Here is an 18,110-nt window from a genome sequence, read left to right on the forward strand (position 1 = left end):
CGAGGGCAAGCTGGGCGGGCAGGCGCAGGTCAAGGGCGTCTCCGGTACGTGGCGCGACCTCACCGAGAACGTCAACCAGCTCGCCTCCACGCTCACCACCCAGCTCCGGGCCATCGCCCAGGTGTCGACCTCGGTGACCCGGGGCGACCTGACCCAACGAATCGCGGTCGAGGCCCAGGGCGAGGTCGCCGAGCTGAAGGACAACATCAACCAGATGATCGTCACCCTCCGGGAGACGACGAAGAAGAACGCCGAGCAGGGCTGGCTGGACTCCAACCTGGCCCGGATCGGCGGCCTGCTCCAGGGGCAGCGGGACCTCGGCGAGGTCTGCCGGATGATCATGATGGAGGTGACCCCGCTGGTCGACGCGCAGCTCGGCGCGTTCTTCCTGGTGGACATCTCCGACGGCAGCATGCGGCTGCGGCTGACCGCCTCGTACGGCTACGTGGCCCGGGGGCACGACGTCACGTTCGGCCCCGGCGAGGGGCTGGTCGGGCAGGCGGCGCTGTCCCGCCGGACGATCCGGGTGAGCGCCTCCCCGGACGGCCGGCTCACCCTGCGTTCGGGCCTGGCCGACACCCCGCCGGCCGACCTGGTGGTGCTGCCCGTGCTGTTCGAGGGCGAACTGCTCGGCGTGATCGAGTTCGCCAGCGTGGCCGCGTTCTCCGACCTGCACCTGTCGTTCCTGGAGCGGCTGGTGCTGACCATCGGCATCGCGGTCAACACGATCCAGGCCAACCGGCGCACCGAGGAGCTGCTGGCCCAGTCGCAGCGGCTGGCCCACGAACTCCAGGAACAGTCGGCCGAGTTGCAGCGCACCAACGCCGAGCTGGAGGACAAGGCCCAGCTCCTGTCCGAGCAGAAGGCGAACATCGAGACCCAGAACCGGGAGATCGAGCTGGCCCGGCTCGGCCTGGAGGACAAGGCCCAGCAGCTCACCCGGGCCTCGGCGTACAAGTCGGAGTTCCTGGCCAACATGAGCCACGAGCTGCGTACTCCGCTGAACTCGCTGCTGTTGCTGGCCCGGCTGCTGGTGGAGAACTCGGAGCAGAACCTCACCCCGAAACAGATCGAGTTCGCCCGGACCATCCACGGCTCCGGCTCGGACCTGCTGCGGCTGATCGACGACATCCTCGACCTGTCCAAGATCGAGGCGGGCCGGATGGACGTGGAGCCGACCGAGGTCGGGTTCACCGAGATCCGCGGGTACGTCGAGCAGGCGTTCTCCCCGCAGGCCGAGGACAAGGGCCTCGACTTCCAGGTCCGGGTGGCCAAGGAGCTGCCCCCGGCGCTGGTCACCGACGCCGGACGGTTGCAGCAGATCCTGCGTAACCTGCTCTCCAACGCGGTGAAGTTCACCGACAACGGGGCGGTGACGCTGCGGATCGCCCCGGCGTCCGAGAACGTCGCCTTCGACGTGCCGGCGCTGACCAACGCCCAGCAGGTGATCGCCTTCACGGTGATCGACACCGGCATCGGCATCTCGGACGACAAGCTGTCGCTGATCTTCGAGGCGTTCCAGCAGGCGGACGGGACGACCAGCCGCCGGTACGGCGGCACCGGGCTGGGGCTGTCGATCAGCCGGGACCTGGCCCGCCTGCTGGGCGGCTCGATCACCGTGGCCTCGGCGCCCGGGGAGGGTTCCACCTTCACCTTGTACGTACCGGACGTGCTGGCCCCGGACGCGGTGGTGGCGCCGGCGCCGCCGTCGCCGGCCCGCGCGGGCCTGCCCGCCTCGCTGCTGATGCCCCCGCCGGAGCTGCCGGAGGCAGTCGAGACGCCGGCCACCCGCCGGCTGGAGGGCGTCACCGTGCTGATCATCGATGACGACGTGCGGAACGTGTTCGCTCTGACCAGTGCATTGGAGTTGCACGGTATGACCGTGTTGTACTCGGACAACGGGGCGGACGGCGTCCGCCGGCTGGCCGAGCATCCGGAGGTGGACATCGTGCTGATGGACGCGATGATGCCCGACCAGGACGGCTACGAGACCACCCGGCAGATTCGCCGCAACCACCGCTTCGCCGACCTGCCGATCGTCTTCCTGACCGCGAAGGCGATGCCGGGCGACCGCGAGTCCGCGCTCGCGGCGGGCGGCAGCGACTACATCACCAAACCGGTTGACCTGGACGACCTGATCGAGCTGATGGCGTCCTGGGTGGGCGGCAGTCGAGGCGAGGAGAGAGTGTGACCCAGACGGCCAAGGCGCTGTTGGTCGACGACCGGCGGGAGAACCTGATGGCCCTGGAGGCGATCCTCCAGGGGCTGCCGGTGCAGTCGGTCGCCGTGGAGAGCGGCGAGGCGGCGCTCAAGCAGTTGCTGGTGGACGACTTCGCGGTGATCCTGCTGGACGCGCAGATGCCCGACATGGACGGCTTCGAGACCGCCAGCCACATCAAGCGGCGGGAACGTACCCGGCACGTGCCGATCATCTTCCTCACCGCGGCGGACAAGGACGCCCAGCTCGCCCTGCGCGGGTACGCGGTCGGCGCGGTCGACTACCTGACCAAGCCCTTCGACCCGTGGGTGCTGCGGGCCAAGGTGTCGGTCTTCGTCGAACTGTGGGTCAAGACCCGACAGCTCGCCGCCCAGTCGGACCTGGTCCGGGAGCGCGAGGCGCAGTGGCGCACGCTCACCGACGCCGTCGACGAGGCCACCACCCTGCTCCGGGCGGACGGCCCGGAGGCCCGAACCCGCGCCGCCGACCTGCTGGAACAGGCCCGCTGGGGAAACACCCGCTGACCTAGGCGGCTGACGAACCGCCGTGGCCCGTGGCGGCGCGGCGGGCTCGCCAGCGCTCGCCGAGCGAGTCGATCTCCTCCTGGATGAAGACGAAGAAGTCACGCATCTCGGCGACCCGCTCGCCGGCCGGGCTGCCCCGGCCGGCGAGGGCGTCGACCCCGCCGTCCGCGATGTCGATGAAGCTCTTGTAGAGGCCGGTCTTCGTGATCATCCCCTCGTACCAGGGGTTGTCCGGCAGTCCGTAGCGGTCCCGACGGGAGCCCTTCACCGGCTCGCGGACCAGCATCCCGAACTGGATCAGGTACCGGACCGCGCCGGAGACCGCCGCCGCGCTGACGTCGAGCCGTTCGCCGATCTCGGCAGCGGTCAACGTCTGGTCCGCGCTCATCACCGTGAACAGCACCCGGGCGGCCATCCGGGGGAAGCCGACATCCGCGAAGGCCATGGCCATTCGCTCGACGAAGAGGTGGACCGCCTCGTCGTTGCGGCTGGGCGGGTCGGCGGCGGTCATCCAACTCTCCTCGGCGTAGGTCGGGCATCTGATCGTGCCTCAGCTTCCACAGTCTTCACAACTTTCTGAAACGACTGTAGCTTCTGAAGTATGGAAACTCCGATAACGGTGACCGGCCTGGTGAAGACCTTCGGCCAGACCCGGGCGCTCGACGGGCTGGACCTGACCGTCCGCGCCGGTGAGGTGCACGGCTTCCTGGGGCCCAACGGCGCCGGCAAGTCCACCGCCATCCGGGTGCTGCTCGGTCTGCTGCGGGCGGACGCGGGGGCCGTCCGCCTGCTCGGCGGCGACCCCTGGCGGGACGCCGTCGCGCTGCACCGACGGCTGGCGTACGTGCCCGGCGACGTGACCCTGTGGCCGAACCTCAGCGGGGGCGAGGTGATCGACCTGCTCGGCCGGATGCGCGGCGGCATCGACCGGGCCCGCCGCGACGAGCTGCTGGCCGCCTTCGAGCTGGACCCGCGCAAGAAGGGCCGGGCGTACTCGAAGGGCAACCGGCAGAAGGTCGGCCTGGTCGCCGCCCTGGCCTCCGACGCGGAGCTGCTGATCCTCGACGAGCCCACCTCCGGCCTCGACCCACTGATGGAGGAGGTCTTCCAGCACTGGGTGGGCCGGGCCCGGCAGGACGGCCGGACCGTCCTGCTCTCCAGCCACATCCTCGGCGAGGTCGAGGCGCTCTGCGACCGGGTGACGATCATCCGCAACGGTCGCGCCGTGGAGACCGGCACGCTCACCGAGCTGCGTCACCTCCAGCGCACCTCCGTCGACGCCGAGCTGGCCGGGCCGCCGCACGGGCTGGCCGAGCTGGCCGGCGTGCACGACCTGCGGGTGGACGGCGACCGGGTTCGCTTCGACGTGGACACCCCGGCGCTCGATGCCGCGCTGCGCCGGCTCACCGAGATCGGCGTACGGACCCTGGTCAGCCGGCCGCCCACGCTGGAGGAGCTGTTCCTGCGGCACTACGGGTCGGCGAGCACCGCCGGGGTGGCCCGGTGACCGGCGTCCGGCACCTGGTCCGGCTGATCCTGCGCCGGGACCGGGTGCTGCTGCCGATCTGGGTGCTGCTGATCGCGGTGCTGCCGGCCAGCTACGCCGAGACGTACGCGGGGCTCTACCCGACCGCCGCCCAGCGCGCCGAGTACGCGGCCACCACCGCCGGAAACCCGTCGATCGTGGCGCTGCTCGGCCCGGTGCACGGCGACAGCATCGGCGCGCTCGCCGCCCAGCGGGCCGGGCTGCTGCACCTGATCGTCGGCCTGATCAGCCTGCTCGTCGTCGTCCGGCACACCCGGACCGAGGAGGAGGCGGGCCGGCGGGAGCTGCTCGGCGCCACCGTCCTCGGCCGGTACGCCGGGCTGGCCGCCGCGCTGCTCGTCACGTACGCGGCGGACCTGCTGCTCGGGCTGCTCGTGGCCGGCGGGTTGGTCGCCGCCGGCCTGCCAGCGGCCGGGTCGCTGGCGTTCGGGCTCTCGGTCGCCCTCGCCGGGGCGGTCTTCGCCACCGTGGGCGCCCTCGCCGCACAGCTCACCGAGAGCGCGGGCGGCGCCCGGGGGCTGGGCATCGCGGCGCTCGGGGCGGCGTACCTGGTCCGGCTCGCCGGGGACGCGGGCGGGACGCAGTGGCTGAGCTGGCTCTCCCCGCTGGGCTGGGCCCAGCGCACCCACCCGTACGCCGGCGAGCGCTGGTGGCCGCTGGCGCTGCTCGCCGGGCTGGCCGCGCTGGTCGGCGCGGCGGCGTTCCGGCTCTCGGCGCGGCGCGACCTCGGCGCGGGCGTGCTGCCGCCGAGGCTCGGCCCGGCCGCCGCCGGCCCCGCCCTCGCCGGCCCGTGGGGGCTGGCCTGGCGGTTGAACCGGGTCGCGCTGCTCGGCTGGACGGTCGGCGCGGCGGCCCTCGGCGCGGTGCTCGGCGCCGCCGCCCAGGCGGCCGGGGCGGCGGTGGACGGCAACGAGACCGTCGCCCGGTTGATGGAGCGGCTCGGCGGCTCGGCGTCGATCGCCGAGGCGTACCTCGGGACGACCCTGAGCATCACCGCGCTCGCCGCCGCCGGCTACGGCATCCAGGCCGCGCTGCGGATGCGGACCGAGGAGACCGGCCAGCGCGCCGAGCCGGTGCTCGCCACCGGGGTGAGCCGGTCCCGCTGGCTGCTCGGCCACCTGGCCTTCGCCCTGCTCGGCCCGGCGGTGATGCTCGCGGTGACCGGCGCGGTCACCGGCCTCGCCTACGGCCTCAGCAGCTCCGACGTGGCGGGTAAGGTGCCCCGGCTGACCGGGGCGGCGCTGGCCCACGTGCCGGCGGTCTGGGTGCTGGTCGGCGTGGCGGTGCTGCTGTTCGGCCTGCTGCCCCGGATCAGCGTCGGCGCGGCCTGGGCGGCGCTCGCCGGCTGCCTGCTCCTCGGCCAGCTCGGCGCGGTGCTGGAGCTGAGCCAGTGGCTGTTGGACCTGTCCCCGTTCACCCACACCCCGCAGGTCCTGGGCGGCCGGGTGCCCGCCACCCCGCTGCTGGCCCTGACCGGCACGGCCGCCGCGCTGGCCACGGCGGGCCTGCTCACCTTCCGCCGCCGCGACCTTCCCACCTGATCGCGATCGTGACCCCGCCGCCGGTCAGGGCGGCGGGGCGCGGGTGGCGGGGTTCAGTCGGTGGGAGCGCCGTTGCGGATCATCAGGGCCGAGCGGAGGCCGGTGATGTCCAGGACCCGGAGCAGGAAGTCGCCGACGCCGGTGAGGATGAGCAGGCTCTGCGCGTGGCTGGCCTTGCGACTGAGCACGACCAGGGTGCCCAGCCCCTGGGAGTCGCAGAAGGTGACCCCGCCCAGATCGAGGACGATCCGCGGGGGCGGATCGGCGAGCGCCTCGTTGACGACGGTCGAGAGTTGGGTGGCCGTGAGCATGTCGATCTCACCGGCGAGGCGAAGCACCACTTCATCGCCCGTGCGGTGTAGCGTGATGGACAGTTCGGCACGATCCACCCGGTCAGCCTAGCGCGAACCGGGTCCTCCGGCCCGTCGAGGCGCTCGCAGCCCGCCCGGCCAGCTCATCCGCGTGAGCCCGGTAACCCCGACCAGGGGTGGCTGCCGATTCGCCGTCCGGCGCTGACACAATGGCGGCATCGTGACCGACACCTTTTCCGCCGGATCCGGCCGCTACCCGGCCGACGCGCCGGCCTCCGAGGCCCTGTTCGACCGCGCCCGCGCCATCGTGCCGGGCGGGGTGAACTCCCCCGTGCGCGCGTTCCGCGCCGTCGGCGGCACCCCGCGCTTCATGGTCCGGGGGGAGGGGCCCTGGCTCTACGACGCGGACGACCGGCGCTACGTCGACCTGGTCTGCTCCTGGGGGCCGCTGATCCTCGGGCACGCCCACCCCGCGGTGGTCGAGGCCGTCCGGGACGCCGCCGGCCGGGGCACCAGCTTCGGCACCCCGACCCCCGGCGAGGTGGAGCTGGCCGCCGAGATCGTCGACCGCACCCCGGTCGAGCAGGTCCGGCTGGTCAACTCGGGCACCGAGGCCACCATGTCGGCGATCCGGCTGGCCCGTGGCTTCACCGGCCGCTCGAAGATCATCAAGTTCGCCGGCTGCTACCACGGGCACTCCGACGGGCTGCTCGCCGCCGCCGGCTCCGGCGTGGCCACCCTCGGCCTGCCCGACTCGCCCGGCGTCACCGGCGCGGCGGCCGGCGACACCATCGTGCTGCCGTACAACGACGTCGCCGCCGTCGAGGAGGCGTTCGCCGCCGAGGGGGCGCACATCGCCGCGGTGATCACCGAGGCGGCGGCCGGCAACATGGGCGTGGTCGCCCCCCGCGACGGGTTCAACTCCCAGCTCGCCCGGATCGCCCACGCGCACGGCGCGCTGCTGATCGTCGACGAGGTGATGACCGGGTTCCGGGTCACCCGCTCCGGGTGGCACGGCCTCGACCCCACCGACGCCGACCTGTGGACGTACGGGAAGGTCATGGGCGGTGGGCTGCCGGCCGCGGCGTTCGGCGGGCGCGCGGAGATCATGTCGCGGCTGGCCCCGGCCGGCCCGGTCTACCAGGCCGGCACCCTCTCCGGTAACCCGCTCGCGTGCGCCGCCGGCCTGGCCACGCTGCGGCTGGCCGACGACGCGGTGTACCGCCGGCTCGACGAGACCGCCGCCGTCGTGGGCAAGCTCGCCGCCGACGCGCTCGCCGCCGCCGGGGTCCCGCACCGGCTGTCGTACGCGGGCAGCATGTTCTCGATCTTCTTCACGGACGCCGACGTGGTCGACTACGACAGCGCCCGGACCCAGCAGGTCCCGGCGTTCAAGGCGTTCTTCCACTCGATGCTCGCCGACGGGGTCTACCTGCCGCCGAGCGCGTTCGAGGCCTGGTTCGTCTCGGCGGCGATCGACGACGCCGCGTGTGAGCAGATCGCCGCGGCCCTGCCGGCGGCGGCGAACGCGGCGGCAGCGGCGGGCAACGGGGGGTAGTGGTGAGCGCGAGGAGTGAGCCGGTTCTGCGAGCCCCGCAGTCGCGAACGAGGGGGGCGTGGTGAGCGCGAGGAGTGAGCCGGTTCTGCGAGCCCCGCAGTCGCGAACGAGGGGGGCGTGGTGAGCGCGAGGAGTGAGCCGGTTCTGCGAGCCCCGCAGTCGCGAACGAGGGGGGCGTGGTGAGCGCGAGGAGTGAGCCGGTTTTGCGAGCCCCGCAGTCGCGAACGAAGGGGGCGCTGCGGTGAGCAAGACGGTGGTTCACGTGCTGCGGCACGGCGAGGTGCACAACCCCGCCCAGATCCTCTACGGCCGGCTGCCCGGCTTCCGCCTGTCGGAGCTGGGCGTGCAGATGGCCAAGGCGGCGGCCCAGGGGCTCGCCGAGCGGACCGTGGTGCACGTGGTGGCCAGCCCGCTCGAACGCGCCCAGCAGACCGCCGAGCCGATCGCCGCCCAGTTCGGCCTGCCGGTCGGGGTGGACGAGCGGTTGATCGAGAGCGCCAACTGGTTCGAGGGCAAGAAGGTCTCCCCGGGCGACGGGTCGTTCCGCGACCCGCGCAACTGGTGGGTGCTGCGCGACCCGGTCACCCCGTCCTGGGGCGAGGCGTACCGGGCCATCGCGGAGCGGATGTTCGCCGCCCTGCACGCCGCCCGGGTCGCCGCCGAGGGGCGGGAGGCCGTGCTGGTCTCCCACCAACTCCCCATCTGGACGCTGCGCCGCTACGTCGAGCGCAAGCGGCTCTGGCACGACCCGCGCCGGCGGCAGTGCGGCCTGGCCAGCCTCACCTCGTTCCACTTCGACGGCGCGAAGATCGTCGGGATCGGCTACAGCGAGCCGGCCGCGCACCTGGTCGCCACATCACCGACCGCCCGGACGGCCAAGGGGGCCTGATGTCAGCCCGGAGGTGGATCGCGGGGCTCCTCGCGGCCGTGACGACCACGGCGGCCCTGACCGGCTGTTCCTCCGACAGCCAGGAGCAGCGCTGCGCCACCACCGACGGGGTGATCGAGTGCGCCCCCGACCAGCGGTCCACCGCCCCGAAGCTGGCCGGTGAGCTGCTCACCGGCGGCAGCTACGACGTCGCGACGGACCGCGGCCAGGTGGTCGTGGTCAACTTCTGGGGGTCCTGGTGCCCGCCCTGCCGGGCCGAGGCCGACGACCTGGAGGCCACCTACCAGGCCACCAAGGCGTCCGGGGTGACCTTCCTCGGCATCAACGTGCAGGACAACCGGGAAAAGGCGCTCGCGTTCGAGGAGGGCCGGGTCACCTACCCCAGCCTCTTCGACCCGCCGAGCCGGCTCGCCCTCGCCTTCGACATCTCGCCCACCACCATTCCGGCCACCCTCGTACTGGACCGGGACGGCAGGGTGGCCGTGGTGATCCGGTCGGCGGTGACCCAGGAGCGGCTGCAACCGATCGTCGCCCGGATCGCCGCCGAGCAGCCCGCCCCCAACGGTTCCCGCTGATGGGGGAGACCTTCCACGACGTCGCCCGGAGCGGACCGCTGCTGCTGGCCATCGGCGCGGCGGCGCTCGCCGGGCTGGTCAGCTTCCTGTCCCCGTGCATCCTCCCGCTGGTCCCCGGCTACCTCTCCTACGTCACCGGCTTGGCCGGCGCCGACCTGGAGGGCCGGGGAGCACCGGCAACACCCCCGGTCGGCACCTCGGGGCAGGCCGACGGCGGCGGCGTGGCGGTGCGGGAACGGGGCCGGACCGCGGCGGCGGTCAAGGGCCGGGTGCTCGCCGGGACGCTGCTGTTCATCGCCGGGTTCACCGCCGTCTTCACCGCCACCGCCATCCTCTTCGCCAGCGTCGGCCGGGTCTTCATCCAGTACGAGCGGGCTCTGGAGATCGGCGCCGGTGCGCTGGTCATCGTGCTCGGGCTGGCCTTCGTCGGGGTGCTCCCCGGCCTCCAGCGGGAGTTCCGGATCCACCGGCTGCCCGCCGCCGGCCTGCTCGGGGCACCCGTCTTCGGCGCGGTCTTCGCCCTGAGCTGGATGCCCTGCACCGGCCCCACGCTCGCGGCGGTGCTCGGCATGGCCACCCCCGGCGGGCAGACCGACCGGGCCGTGGTGCTCGCCGTGGCCTACTGCCTCGGGTTGGGGATTCCGTTCGTCGCCTTCGGGCTGGGCTTCCACCGCCTGCTCGGGGTGTTCCGCGCCGTCCGGCGCAACAGCCGCTGGGTCACCCGGGTCGGCGGCGTCCTGCTGGTGCTGATCGGCCTCGCGCTGCTCACCGGCGGGTGGACCAACTTCGTCATCTGGTTGCAGACGACGTTCGGCGTGGGCGAGGTGAGCATCTGATGACGATCGTGGCGGACCGGGCCGATCCCGAGGCGCCCCGCCGCCGGCCCAACCGCGCGCTGGCCCTGCTGCGCAACTCGTGGCGGCAGCTCACCAGCATGCGTACGGCGCTGATCCTGCTCTTCCTGCTCGCCGTCGCGGCCATCCCCGGCTCGGTGCTGCCGCAGCGCGGGGTGAACCTGGAGAAGGTCAACCAGTACTTCGTCGACCACCCGGAACTGGCCCCCAGGCTGGACCGGATCGGCGCGTTCGAGGTGTTCGGGTCGGTCTGGTTCTCCGCCATCTACCTGCTGCTGTTCACCTCGCTGATCGGCTGCATCGTGCCCCGGCTGCGCGACCACGTGCGCGCGCTGCGCACGAAGCCGCCGGCCGCGCCGAGGCGGCTGGAGCGGCTGCCCCAGCACGCCGTGCTGACCGGCGTCGCCACCGACGCCGAGGCCGTCGCCGCCGAGCTGCGCCGACGGCGCTGGCGGGTGGTGGTACGCGGAACCGAGGTCTCCGCCGAGAAGGGGTACCTCAAGGAGACCGGCAACCTGCTGTTCCACACCTCGCTGATCGCCGTACTGATCGGGGTGGCCCTCGGCTCCTGGTACGGCTGGCACGGCAACCGACTGCTGGTGGCCGGCGAGGACTTCTGCAACACCCGGCAGCAGTACGCCGAGGCCAAGCTCGGCCCCCGGGTGGACAGCGCCGACCTGCCGCCGTTCTGCCTGACCCTGAACCACTTCGACGCGCGGTTCCTGGAGTCCGGCCAGCCGGAGTTCTACCGGGCCACGGTCGACGTGGAGCAGGCCGGCCGGGCCACCCGCACCGAGACCTTCTCGGTCAACTCCCCGCTGCGCCTCGGCGCCGCCAACGTCTACCTGCTCGGCCACGGCTACGCCCCGGTGCTGCGCTACACCGACCGGTACGGCAAGACCCAGACCAGCAACTTCCCCTTCCTGACCAGTGGGGACGCCACCCTCACCAGCGAGGGGCTGGCCGCGTTCCCGGACGTCAACGTCGACCCGAAGACCGGCAAGCGGGACTCGAACCTCCAGGTCGCCTTCGAGGGGTTGTACCTGCCCACCGCGCCGCAGCAGGGCCCGTTCAACCGGTCGGAGTTTCCGACCGAGCGCAACCCGGCCGTGGTGCTCGTCGCGTACCGGGGGAACCTGGGCATGGACGCCGGCATCCCCGGCTCGGTGTACCAGCTCGACCAGCGCCAGGTCACCAACGGCAAGCTCAAGCAGGTCGGCGACAAGAAGCTCGCCGTCGGCGAGAAGTGGACGCTGGACGACGGCAGCGTGCTGGAGTTCGTCGGCACGAAGCCGTACATCACCCTGTCGGTGCGCTACGACCCCGGCTCCACGCTGCTGCTCGGCAGCTCGGCGGTCTTGCTGGTCGGCCTGATGGGCGCCCTGTTCGGCAAGCGCCGCCGGGTCTGGTTCCGGGTGACGCCGGCCGCGAACCCGGCCGGCGATGCCGCCCCGACCTCGACCGACGACCCCGCCGCAGGATCTCCGACGGGCGGTAGTAGCTTGGTGGAGGCCGGTGGCCTGCCGCGCACCGACTATCCGGGGTTCGCCGACGAGTTCGCGCAACTCGTCGCCGCCGTCAGCGGCGGCGGGGAGCCGGACGAGCGGGCCGGCGGGGGGCGCGGCGCACGCGGTCCGGCCGGGACGCGAGAAGGAGCCGAGTGATGTCCGCACTCTCCGACCAACTGGTCATGTTCGCGATCCTGGCCTACCTGGTCGCGATGATCTGCCACGCCGTCGAGTACGCCCTGGGCAACGCCCGGGCCGTCGCCCCGGCCGCCGCGCCCAAGCGCGAGCTGGTCGGCGCGGGGGTCGGCGCGGCCGGCGGCCCGGTCGACGCGCCCCCCGCCGCCCCGGCCGATCCGCCGGCCCGGCTCGGCCGCTCGGCGCAGCAGGCCCGGCTGGCCGGCCGCGTCGCGGTCTGGATCACCGCGCTGGCCGCCGCGCTGCACCTCGCGGCCACGGTCACCCGCGGCATCGCCGCCGACCGGATGCCCTGGGGCAACATGTACGAGTTCGTGCTGACGGTCTCGTGCGTCAGCGCGGCGGCGTGGCTCGCCGTGCTCTGGAAGCGTCCCTCGCTGCGCCGCCTCGGGCTGTTCCTCACCCTGGTGATGGTGCTGCTGCTGGCGTTCGCCGAGCTGAAGCTGTACGTCGAGGTGGTGCCGCTGATGCCGGCGCTCCAGTCGTCCTGGTACATCGTGCACGTGTCGACGATCAGCTTCTCGTCCAGCATCTTCCTGCTCGGCGCGGTGCCGGCGATCGCGTTCCTGATGCGCAACGGGTACGAGCGGGGCAGGCGCAGCTTCCCGTACACCCTGGCGAAGCGGCTGCCGGCGGCGGACGGCCTGGAGCGGCTGACCTTCGTGCTGCACGCCTTCTCGTTCCCGATCTTCACCTTCGCGGTGATCGCCGGCGCGATCTGGGCGGAGGCCGCGTGGGGCCGGCCGTGGGGCTGGGACCCGAAGGAGACCTGGGCGTTCATCTCCTGGGTGGTGTACGCGGGCTACCTGCACGCCCGGGCCACTCCGAGCGTCAAGCGGAACGTGGCGACGTGGATCGCCATCCTCGGCTTCCTCACCATGCTGATGAACCTGTTCGGGGTGAACTTCTTCTTCACCGGCCTGCACTCCTACGCCGGGGTGAGCTGACCGACCCTCGGGCCCGGGGTGACCGCCGTCCCGCCGGTCAGGGCCGGGCGGCCCTCGTCGCGGTGAGCACCCGGTCCACCTGCCGGGTGAACTGGTAGGCCACCTCCGGCACGTCGGGCAGCTCGATCCGCTCGGCGCGCATGGTGAGCTGGGCGTGCAGTTCCCGGGCCACCGCGTCGCGGATCCGGACCAGCAGGGGGGAGAGGCCGTCCGGGTCTCCGGACACGTACGCGTCACTCATGCTGCCATCGTGCCCCCTGCGGGTGTTTCTCGGTGCCCGGCGCGGGAGCGGTCAGGTGCCGAACCAGCCCGGGACGTCTAGGCGGAAGAGGTCGGCGGCGGCGACCGTGCGCAGGTCGTCCTCGATCGCCGCGACCCGCTCGGGGCCGAGGGTGGTCGCCCAGCGGTCGCGCAGCGTGTCGAAGACCACCGCCGAGCGGGTCAGGCCGTCGCGGCCCCGAGCGGTCATCCGGACCAGCCTGCGCCGGGCGTCGCGCGGGTCGTCGGCGCGTTCCAGGTAGCCGAGGGCGACCAGCCGGTCGACCGTCTTGCCGGCAGCCTGCTTGGAGACGCCGAGGCGCTGACCCAGCTCGGTCGCGGTGGTGCCCTCCACCCCGACCGCCTGGAGGACGAAGCCGTGCAGCGGCCGTAGCTCCGGGTGGCCCTGCGCGGCCAGCTCCGCGTGCAGGCCGTCGATGAGGGTACGGAAGCCGGCCAGCAGCAGCAGGGGCAGCGCGAAGCCGGGCCGCCCGGGGTCAGCCGTTGCCACGTTCGACAACCACGTTTACTATCTGGACAACCACGTTGACTATCGTACGTCACGGCGGTCCCTCACCCCTACCCGAGAGCAGGTCACCGTGCCCGACCGCGTCTTCACCGCCCACACCCCCGAAACCGCGCCCGCCGCCGCCCGGCCGACCATCGAGGGGGTGCGACGGAAGTTCGGCTACCTTCCGGCTCCGGTCGCCCTGATGGCCGAGTCGCCGCACCTGCTCAAGGGCTTCCTCACCGTCAACGGGATCTTCGAGCAGAGCGACCTCGACCCGTTGGAGCGGGAGGTCGTCGTGCTGACGATCGCCACCCACAACGAGTGCCACGTCTGCGTGGCGCTGCACACCGGCACGCTGACCGGGCTGGCTGCCGACCCGGCGCTGATCGGTGCGCTGCGCTCCGGCGCGCCGCTGGCCGAGGCGCGGCTGGAGGCGCTTCGGCTGTTCACCCTGGCCGTGCTGGAGCACCGGGGCGCGGTCCCGGACGACGTGCTGCGCGCCTTCCTCGCCACCGGCTACCGCCCCGGGCAGGCCCTCGACGTGGTCCTCGGCGTCGGCACGTACACCATCTCCACCTTCGCCAACCGGCTCACCGGTGCCCCGCTCGATCCCCAACTCGCCGACCACGCCTGGACGCCCACCCCGGTGGCGGCCAGCGGCTGAACCGCCGCCGCCCGACCTCGGGGCGCGCCCGGGGCCTCCTCCGGGGTGCCCGGGGCCTCCCCGGGTGCGCCCAGCGGCCCGATCGGCGAGTGGGCCCGAGCCGAGGCGGCCCTCCTCGGTGCCCGGGTCAGGCCGGGCGGAGGAAGTCCAGCAGCAGGGCGAGGAGTTCCTCCGGTCGCTCCTCGTACAACCAGTGGCCGCAGTCCTCGATCACCTCACCACGGACCGTCGTGGCGTACCGGCGGACCTGGTCGGCCACCTGGCCGCCGAGGCTGGCCCGACCGCCGACGGCCAGCACCGGCATGGGCAGCGGCGTCGCCCGGTACGCGGCGTTGTCGCTGATGTCCTCGCCGAAGGCGCGGAAGTACGCGAAGCTCGCCCGCAGGTGCGCCTCGTCCCGCAGGTGCCGGGCGTACTCCTCGACGTCGTCGGGGCCGATGCTGCCCTTGCGGACCATCATCGAGTCGGTGAACCGGTCCACCCAGAGCGTCTCCCGGCCGCTGACGAGTTGCTCCGGCAGCCCGTTCGTGAGGCTGAAGAAGCCGAAGTTCCACACCCCAGGGCCGGCCGGGGTCAGCGCGGGGAACGCGTAGACGCTCTCGTCGGGGATCGGTGCCTCGCTGAGCACCAGCCGGCTCACCCGGTCCGGGTGAGCGGCGGCGTACGCGTAGGCGACCATCGTGCCGACGTCGTGGCCGACCAGCCGGATGTCGCCGGTCACGCCCAGCTCGTCGAGCAGCCCGTGCAGGTCGGCGGCGAGGGTCTTCTTGTCGTACCCGGCGGCCGGGGCGTCGCTGTCGCCGAAACCGCGCAGGTCGGGAGCGACCACGTCGAAGTGCCGGGCCAGCTTGGGCAACAGGGCCCGCCACATGTACCAGGACTCCGGGTAGCCGTGTAGCAGCACCAGGGGCGGCCCCTGCCCACCCCGGACATGGTTGATCATCACCTCGCCGACCCGCACCCGCCGCTCGCTGAACCCCTTCGGCACCCGTCCCCCACCCACCTGATCCCCTCCCACCAGACCCCTGAACTCCCACCCCCACCGGTGCCCGCCCCCGTGCCCGGCGGGGCGGGGCTGCTGACAGAGGGTTACTGGGAGCCTACCGTGCGGTTGGGGGTGGGGGTCAGGTTGGTGGAGGGACGTTGACGTTTGGGAGGGGGAGAGGGTGGTGGGGATGGCTCGACCTCGGGCTCACCGCCCAGCGGGCCTTCGTCGAGCTGGCCCATAGCCACTGACCCGGCGTGCGGCGGGTGATCGACTCGGCATGCAGCATGTCGCGGCATCCCGTCGTCCGGATACCGCAACATGCCGCACATCGAGTCGATCACATGCCGCAGGTCGAGTTGATCATGTGCCGCACGTCGAGTCGATCATGCTGGGGGGCGGGATCGCGGGCGTCACACCACCCGGCTTGGTCGACCTGGTGGCCGGTGCGGGAGACTGGCTGTCATGGCGGCTCGTGGCTTCCCGTACACCGATCTGAAGGACTTCCTCGCGGCCCTGGAGCGGGCGGGGGAGCTGCGCCGGGTCAGCGTCCCGGTCGATCCGACGCTGGAGATCAGCGAGATCGTCACCCGGACCGTGCGGGCCGGCGGCCCCGCGCTGCTCTTCGAGCGGCCGACCCGGGGTGAACTGCCGGTGGCGATCAACCTGTTCGGCACCGAGAAGCGGATGGCGATGGCGCTCGGCGTCGAGTCCCTCGACGAGATCGGCGCGCGGATCGGCGACCTGATCAAGCCGGAGCTGCCGGTCGGCTGGTCCGGCATCCGCGAGGGCATGGGCAAGGTCATGCAGCTCAAGTCGCTGCCGCCGCGCAAGGTGAAGACCGCCCCCTGCCAGCAGGTGGTGTACTCCGGCGACGACGTCGACCTGAACCGGCTGCCCGGCCTCCAGGTCTGGCCGGGCGACGGCGGCATCTTCCACAACTACGGGCTGACCCACACCAAGCACCCGGAGACCGGCAAGCGCAACCTCGGCCTCTACCGGCTCCAGCAGCACTCCCGCAACACTCTCGGCATGCACTGGCAGATCCACAAGGACTCCACCGCCCACCACGCGGTCGCCGAGCGGCTCGGCCAGCGCCTGCCCGTCGCGGTCGCGATCGGCTGCGACCCGGTGGTCTCGTACGCGGCCAGCGCGCCGCTGCCCGGCGACATCGACGAATACCTGTTCGCCGGGTTCCTGCGCGGCGAGCGGGTCGAGATGGTCGACTGCCTCACCGTCCCGCTCCAGGTCCCGGCGCACGCCCAGATCGTGCTGGAGGGGTACCTGGAGCCCGGCGAGCGGCTGCCCGAGGGGCCGTTCGGCGACCACACCGGCTTCTACACCCCGGTCGAGCCGTTCCCGGTGCTGCACATCGAGACGATGACCATGCAGCGCGACGCCGTCTACCACTCGATCGTCACCTCCAAGCCGCCGCAGGAGGACCACGGCCTCGGCAAGGCTACCGAGCGGATCTTCCAGCCGCTGCTCAAGCTGCTGATCCCCGACATCGTCGACTACGACCTGCCGGCCGCCGGGGTCTTCCACAACTGCGCGATCGTGTCGATCCGCAAGCGCTACCCCAAGCACGCCCAGAAGGTGATGAACGCGATCTGGGGCGCCCACCTGATGTCGCTGACCAAGCTGATCGTGATCGTCGACGAGGACTGCGACGTGCACGACTACAACGAGGTCGCGTTCCGGGCCTTCGGCAACGTCGACTACGCCCGGGACCTGCTGCTCACCGAGGGTCCCGTCGACCACCTCGACCACGCCTCGTACCAGCAGTTCTGGGGCGGGAAGGTGGGCGTCGACGCCACCCGGAAGCTGCCCACCGAGGGCTACACCCGGGGCTGGCCGGAGGAGATGAGCATGGCCCCCGAGGTCGTGTCCCTGGTCGACAAGCGCTGGAAGGAGTACGGGATCTGATGACCGCCGCCGTCACGGAACCCGTCGAGCGTCCCGGCCGGGTCAAGTCGTTCCTCAGGCTCGTCGCGATCGAGCACTCCGTCTTCGCACTGCCGTTCGCGTACCTGTCGGCGCTGACCGCGATGCAGGTCCACGGCGGGCGGGTGCGCTGGCTCGACCTGCTGCTGATCACCGTGGCGATGGTCGGGGCGCGGACGTTCGCGATGGCCGCCAACCGGATCCTCGACCGGCGGATCGACGCGCGGAACCCGCGTACGGCCGCCCGGGAGCTGGTCACCGGGGCGGTGAGCCTGCGGACGGCCTGGACCGGCGCGGCCGTCGCGCTGGTGGTCTTCCTCGCCGCCGCCGCCCTGCTCAACCCGCTCTGCCTGGCGCTCGCGCCGCTCGCCGTGGTCCCGCTGGTCGTCTACCCGTACGGCAAGCGGTTCACCAACTGGCCGCACGCGATCCTCGCGGTCGCCCAGGCGGTCGGCCCGGTCGGCGCCTGGCTCGCGGTCACCGGCACCTTCGCCGGCTCGTGGCCGGCCTGGCTGCTCGGCGTGGCGGTGGGCCTGTGGATCGGCGGGTTCGACCTGATCTACGCCTGCCAGGACGCCGAGGTGGACCGGACGATCGGCGTGCACAGCGTTCCCGCCCGGTACGGGCTGCGCTTCGCCCTGCACGCCTCCACCGTCGCGCACGTGGTGACGTTCGCGGCGTTCATCTGGTTCGGGGCGCTGGTCGGGTTCGGCTGGCTCTGGTGGATCGGGCTGGCGCTGACCGCCGTCGCGTTCGGCTACCAGCACCTGGTGGTGTCGCCGACCGACCTGAGCAAGGTCAACCGGGCCTTCTTCACCGCGAACGGGTTCGTCGGCATCGCGCTGTTCGTGTTCGCCCTGCTGGACCTGGTGGTCCGGCTCGGCCTGCGCCCCTGACCGAAGGTCAGTCCCGGTCGGCCGGGGTGAGGTAGCGGGCGCTCTCCAGGGTCCACTCGACGGTGCCCCGGACGGCGTCGGCGACCCCGTCGAGGTGGTCGGTGACGGCCTCGTCCAGCGTCGGGCCGAACGACGGCACGGCCGCGCGGAGTTCGACGAAGCGGCGCATCGCCGCCCGCCAGCGCT

The 18,110-nt window shown here is 72.6% G+C and carries 18 protein-coding genes; 13 read left to right on the forward strand and 5 right to left on the reverse strand.

Features of this window, described 5'->3' with window-relative positions; all coding sequences use genetic code 11:
• Together C5N14_RS13095 and C5N14_RS13100 are read left to right on the forward strand one after the other, a co-directional pair.
• On the forward strand, nt 1-2,191 hold a 2,191-nt coding region (locus tag C5N14_RS13095), incomplete at its 5' end, for an ATP-binding protein (protein WP_117668366.1).
• Nucleotides 2,188-2,742, forward strand: coding sequence for a two-component system response regulator (locus C5N14_RS13100; RefSeq protein WP_117668367.1), 555 nt, complete (start codon nt 2,188-2,190; stop codon nt 2,740-2,742). The genes C5N14_RS13095 and C5N14_RS13100, both read left to right, overlap by 4 nt.
• A 1-nt stretch (nt 2,743) precedes the next feature.
• Here C5N14_RS13100 and C5N14_RS13105 read toward each other — a convergent pair whose 3' ends face one another.
• Nucleotides 2,744-3,253, reverse strand: a complete 510-nt coding sequence (locus tag C5N14_RS13105; protein WP_117668368.1) for a GbsR/MarR family transcriptional regulator — start codon at nt 3,251-3,253, stop codon at nt 2,744-2,746.
• Between the two features lie 90 nt (nt 3,254-3,343).
• On the opposite strand from C5N14_RS13105, the gene C5N14_RS13110 reads away from it, so the two are divergent.
• Both C5N14_RS13110 and C5N14_RS32125 read left to right on the forward strand, forming a co-directional pair.
• On the forward strand, nt 3,344-4,249 hold the full coding sequence (locus C5N14_RS13110) for an ABC transporter ATP-binding protein (protein WP_117668369.1): 906 nt from the start codon (nt 3,344-3,346) through the stop codon (nt 4,247-4,249).
• Nucleotides 4,246-5,829, forward strand: coding sequence for an ABC transporter permease (locus C5N14_RS32125; protein WP_165878099.1), 1,584 nt, complete (start codon nt 4,246-4,248; stop codon nt 5,827-5,829). Before C5N14_RS13110 ends, C5N14_RS32125 begins: the two co-directional genes overlap by 4 nt.
• A gap of 53 nt (nt 5,830-5,882) precedes the next feature.
• On the opposite strand, the gene C5N14_RS13120 is transcribed toward C5N14_RS32125, so the two are convergent.
• On the reverse strand, nt 5,883-6,218 hold the full coding sequence (locus C5N14_RS13120; protein ID WP_117668370.1) for an STAS domain-containing protein: 336 nt from the start codon (nt 6,216-6,218) through the stop codon (nt 5,883-5,885).
• A 142-nt stretch (nt 6,219-6,360) separates the two neighbouring features.
• Between C5N14_RS13120 and hemL the strand changes: the two genes are divergently transcribed.
• From hemL to ccsB, 6 genes are all read left to right on the forward strand, one after another.
• Nucleotides 6,361-7,698 carry a glutamate-1-semialdehyde 2,1-aminomutase gene (gene hemL, locus C5N14_RS13125; RefSeq protein WP_117668371.1) on the forward strand — a complete coding sequence of 446 codons (1,338 nt, stop codon included), beginning with the start codon at nt 6,361-6,363 and terminating at the stop codon, nt 7,696-7,698.
• Between the two features lie 241 nt (nt 7,699-7,939).
• Nucleotides 7,940-8,587: a histidine phosphatase family protein gene (locus C5N14_RS13130; RefSeq protein ID WP_117668372.1), complete on the forward strand. Its 648-nt coding sequence runs from the start codon at nt 7,940-7,942 to the stop codon at nt 8,585-8,587.
• Nucleotides 8,587-9,162, forward strand: coding sequence for a TlpA disulfide reductase family protein (locus C5N14_RS13135; RefSeq protein ID WP_117668373.1), 576 nt, complete (start codon nt 8,587-8,589; stop codon nt 9,160-9,162). The genes C5N14_RS13130 and C5N14_RS13135 overlap by 1 nt, the downstream gene beginning before the upstream one ends.
• Nucleotides 9,162-9,998: a cytochrome c biogenesis CcdA family protein gene (locus tag C5N14_RS13140; protein WP_117668374.1), complete on the forward strand. Its 837-nt coding sequence runs from the start codon at nt 9,162-9,164 to the stop codon at nt 9,996-9,998. Before C5N14_RS13135 ends, C5N14_RS13140 begins: the two co-directional genes overlap by 1 nt.
• Nucleotides 9,998-11,680 (forward strand): cytochrome c biogenesis protein ResB, encoded by a 1,683-nt coding sequence (locus C5N14_RS13145; protein WP_117668375.1) that lies wholly within the window; start codon nt 9,998-10,000, stop codon nt 11,678-11,680. Before C5N14_RS13140 ends, C5N14_RS13145 begins: the two co-directional genes overlap by 1 nt.
• Nucleotides 11,680-12,666, forward strand: coding sequence for a c-type cytochrome biogenesis protein CcsB (gene ccsB, locus C5N14_RS13150; protein ID WP_117668376.1), 987 nt, complete (start codon nt 11,680-11,682; stop codon nt 12,664-12,666). Before C5N14_RS13145 ends, ccsB begins: the two co-directional genes overlap by 1 nt.
• A gap of 37 nt (nt 12,667-12,703) precedes the next feature.
• Here the strand turns inward: ccsB and C5N14_RS13155 are convergent, their stop codons facing one another.
• Both C5N14_RS13155 and C5N14_RS13160 read right to left on the reverse strand, forming a co-directional pair.
• Complete coding sequence (locus C5N14_RS13155; protein WP_117668377.1) at nt 12,704-12,907, reverse strand: hypothetical protein; 204 nt, start codon at nt 12,905-12,907, stop codon at nt 12,704-12,706.
• A 51-nt stretch (nt 12,908-12,958) separates the two neighbouring features.
• On the reverse strand, nt 12,959-13,435 hold the full coding sequence (locus C5N14_RS13160) for a MarR family winged helix-turn-helix transcriptional regulator (protein ID WP_117668382.1): 477 nt from the start codon (nt 13,433-13,435) through the stop codon (nt 12,959-12,961).
• Nucleotides 13,436-13,523: 88 nt separating this feature from the next.
• Between C5N14_RS13160 and C5N14_RS13165 the strand changes: the two genes are divergently transcribed.
• Nucleotides 13,524-14,099, forward strand: a complete 576-nt coding sequence (locus tag C5N14_RS13165) for a carboxymuconolactone decarboxylase family protein (RefSeq protein WP_243639538.1) — start codon at nt 13,524-13,526, stop codon at nt 14,097-14,099.
• A 127-nt stretch (nt 14,100-14,226) separates the two neighbouring features.
• Here C5N14_RS13165 and C5N14_RS13170 read toward each other — a convergent pair whose 3' ends face one another.
• Entirely contained in the window at nt 14,227-15,087 is an 861-nt protein-coding gene (locus tag C5N14_RS13170) for an alpha/beta fold hydrolase (RefSeq protein WP_243639540.1), read from the reverse strand.
• Nucleotides 15,088-15,549: 462 nt separating this feature from the next.
• Here C5N14_RS13170 and C5N14_RS13175 point away from each other — a divergent pair, with 462 nt between their 5' ends.
• Both C5N14_RS13175 and mqnP read left to right on the forward strand, forming a co-directional pair.
• Complete coding sequence (locus C5N14_RS13175; protein ID WP_117668380.1) at nt 15,550-17,010, forward strand: menaquinone biosynthesis decarboxylase; 1,461 nt, start codon at nt 15,550-15,552, stop codon at nt 17,008-17,010.
• On the forward strand, nt 17,010-17,924 hold the full coding sequence (gene mqnP / locus C5N14_RS13180; protein WP_117668381.1) for a menaquinone biosynthesis prenyltransferase MqnP: 915 nt from the start codon (nt 17,010-17,012) through the stop codon (nt 17,922-17,924). Before C5N14_RS13175 ends, mqnP begins: the two co-directional genes overlap by 1 nt.
• Nucleotides 17,925-18,110 lie beyond the last annotated feature (186 nt).

This window comes from Micromonospora sp. MW-13, assembly GCF_003434305.1.
Classification (GTDB): Bacteria; Actinomycetota; Actinomycetes; order Mycobacteriales; family Micromonosporaceae; genus Micromonospora.

Coding starts and splice junctions, on each gene's coding strand:
- C5N14_RS13105 (WP_117668368.1), bottom strand. CDS start 3,253: ATGACCGCCGCCGACCCGCCCAGCCGCAACGACGAGGCGGTCCACCTC.
- C5N14_RS13110 (WP_117668369.1), top strand. CDS start 3,344: ATGGAAACTCCGATAACGGTGACCGGCCTGGTGAAGACCTTCGGCCAG.
- C5N14_RS13155 (WP_117668377.1), bottom strand. CDS start 12,907: ATGAGTGACGCGTACGTGTCCGGAGACCCGGACGGCCTCTCCCCCCTG.
- C5N14_RS13135 (WP_117668373.1), top strand. CDS start 8,587: ATGTCAGCCCGGAGGTGGATCGCGGGGCTCCTCGCGGCCGTGACGACC.
- mqnP (WP_117668381.1), top strand. CDS start 17,010: ATGACCGCCGCCGTCACGGAACCCGTCGAGCGTCCCGGCCGGGTCAAG.
- C5N14_RS13175 (WP_117668380.1), top strand. CDS start 15,550: ATGGCGGCTCGTGGCTTCCCGTACACCGATCTGAAGGACTTCCTCGCG.
- C5N14_RS13140 (WP_117668374.1), top strand. CDS start 9,162: ATGGGGGAGACCTTCCACGACGTCGCCCGGAGCGGACCGCTGCTGCTG.
- C5N14_RS13145 (WP_117668375.1), top strand. CDS start 9,998: ATGACGATCGTGGCGGACCGGGCCGATCCCGAGGCGCCCCGCCGCCGG.
- ccsB (WP_117668376.1), top strand. CDS start 11,680: ATGTCCGCACTCTCCGACCAACTGGTCATGTTCGCGATCCTGGCCTAC.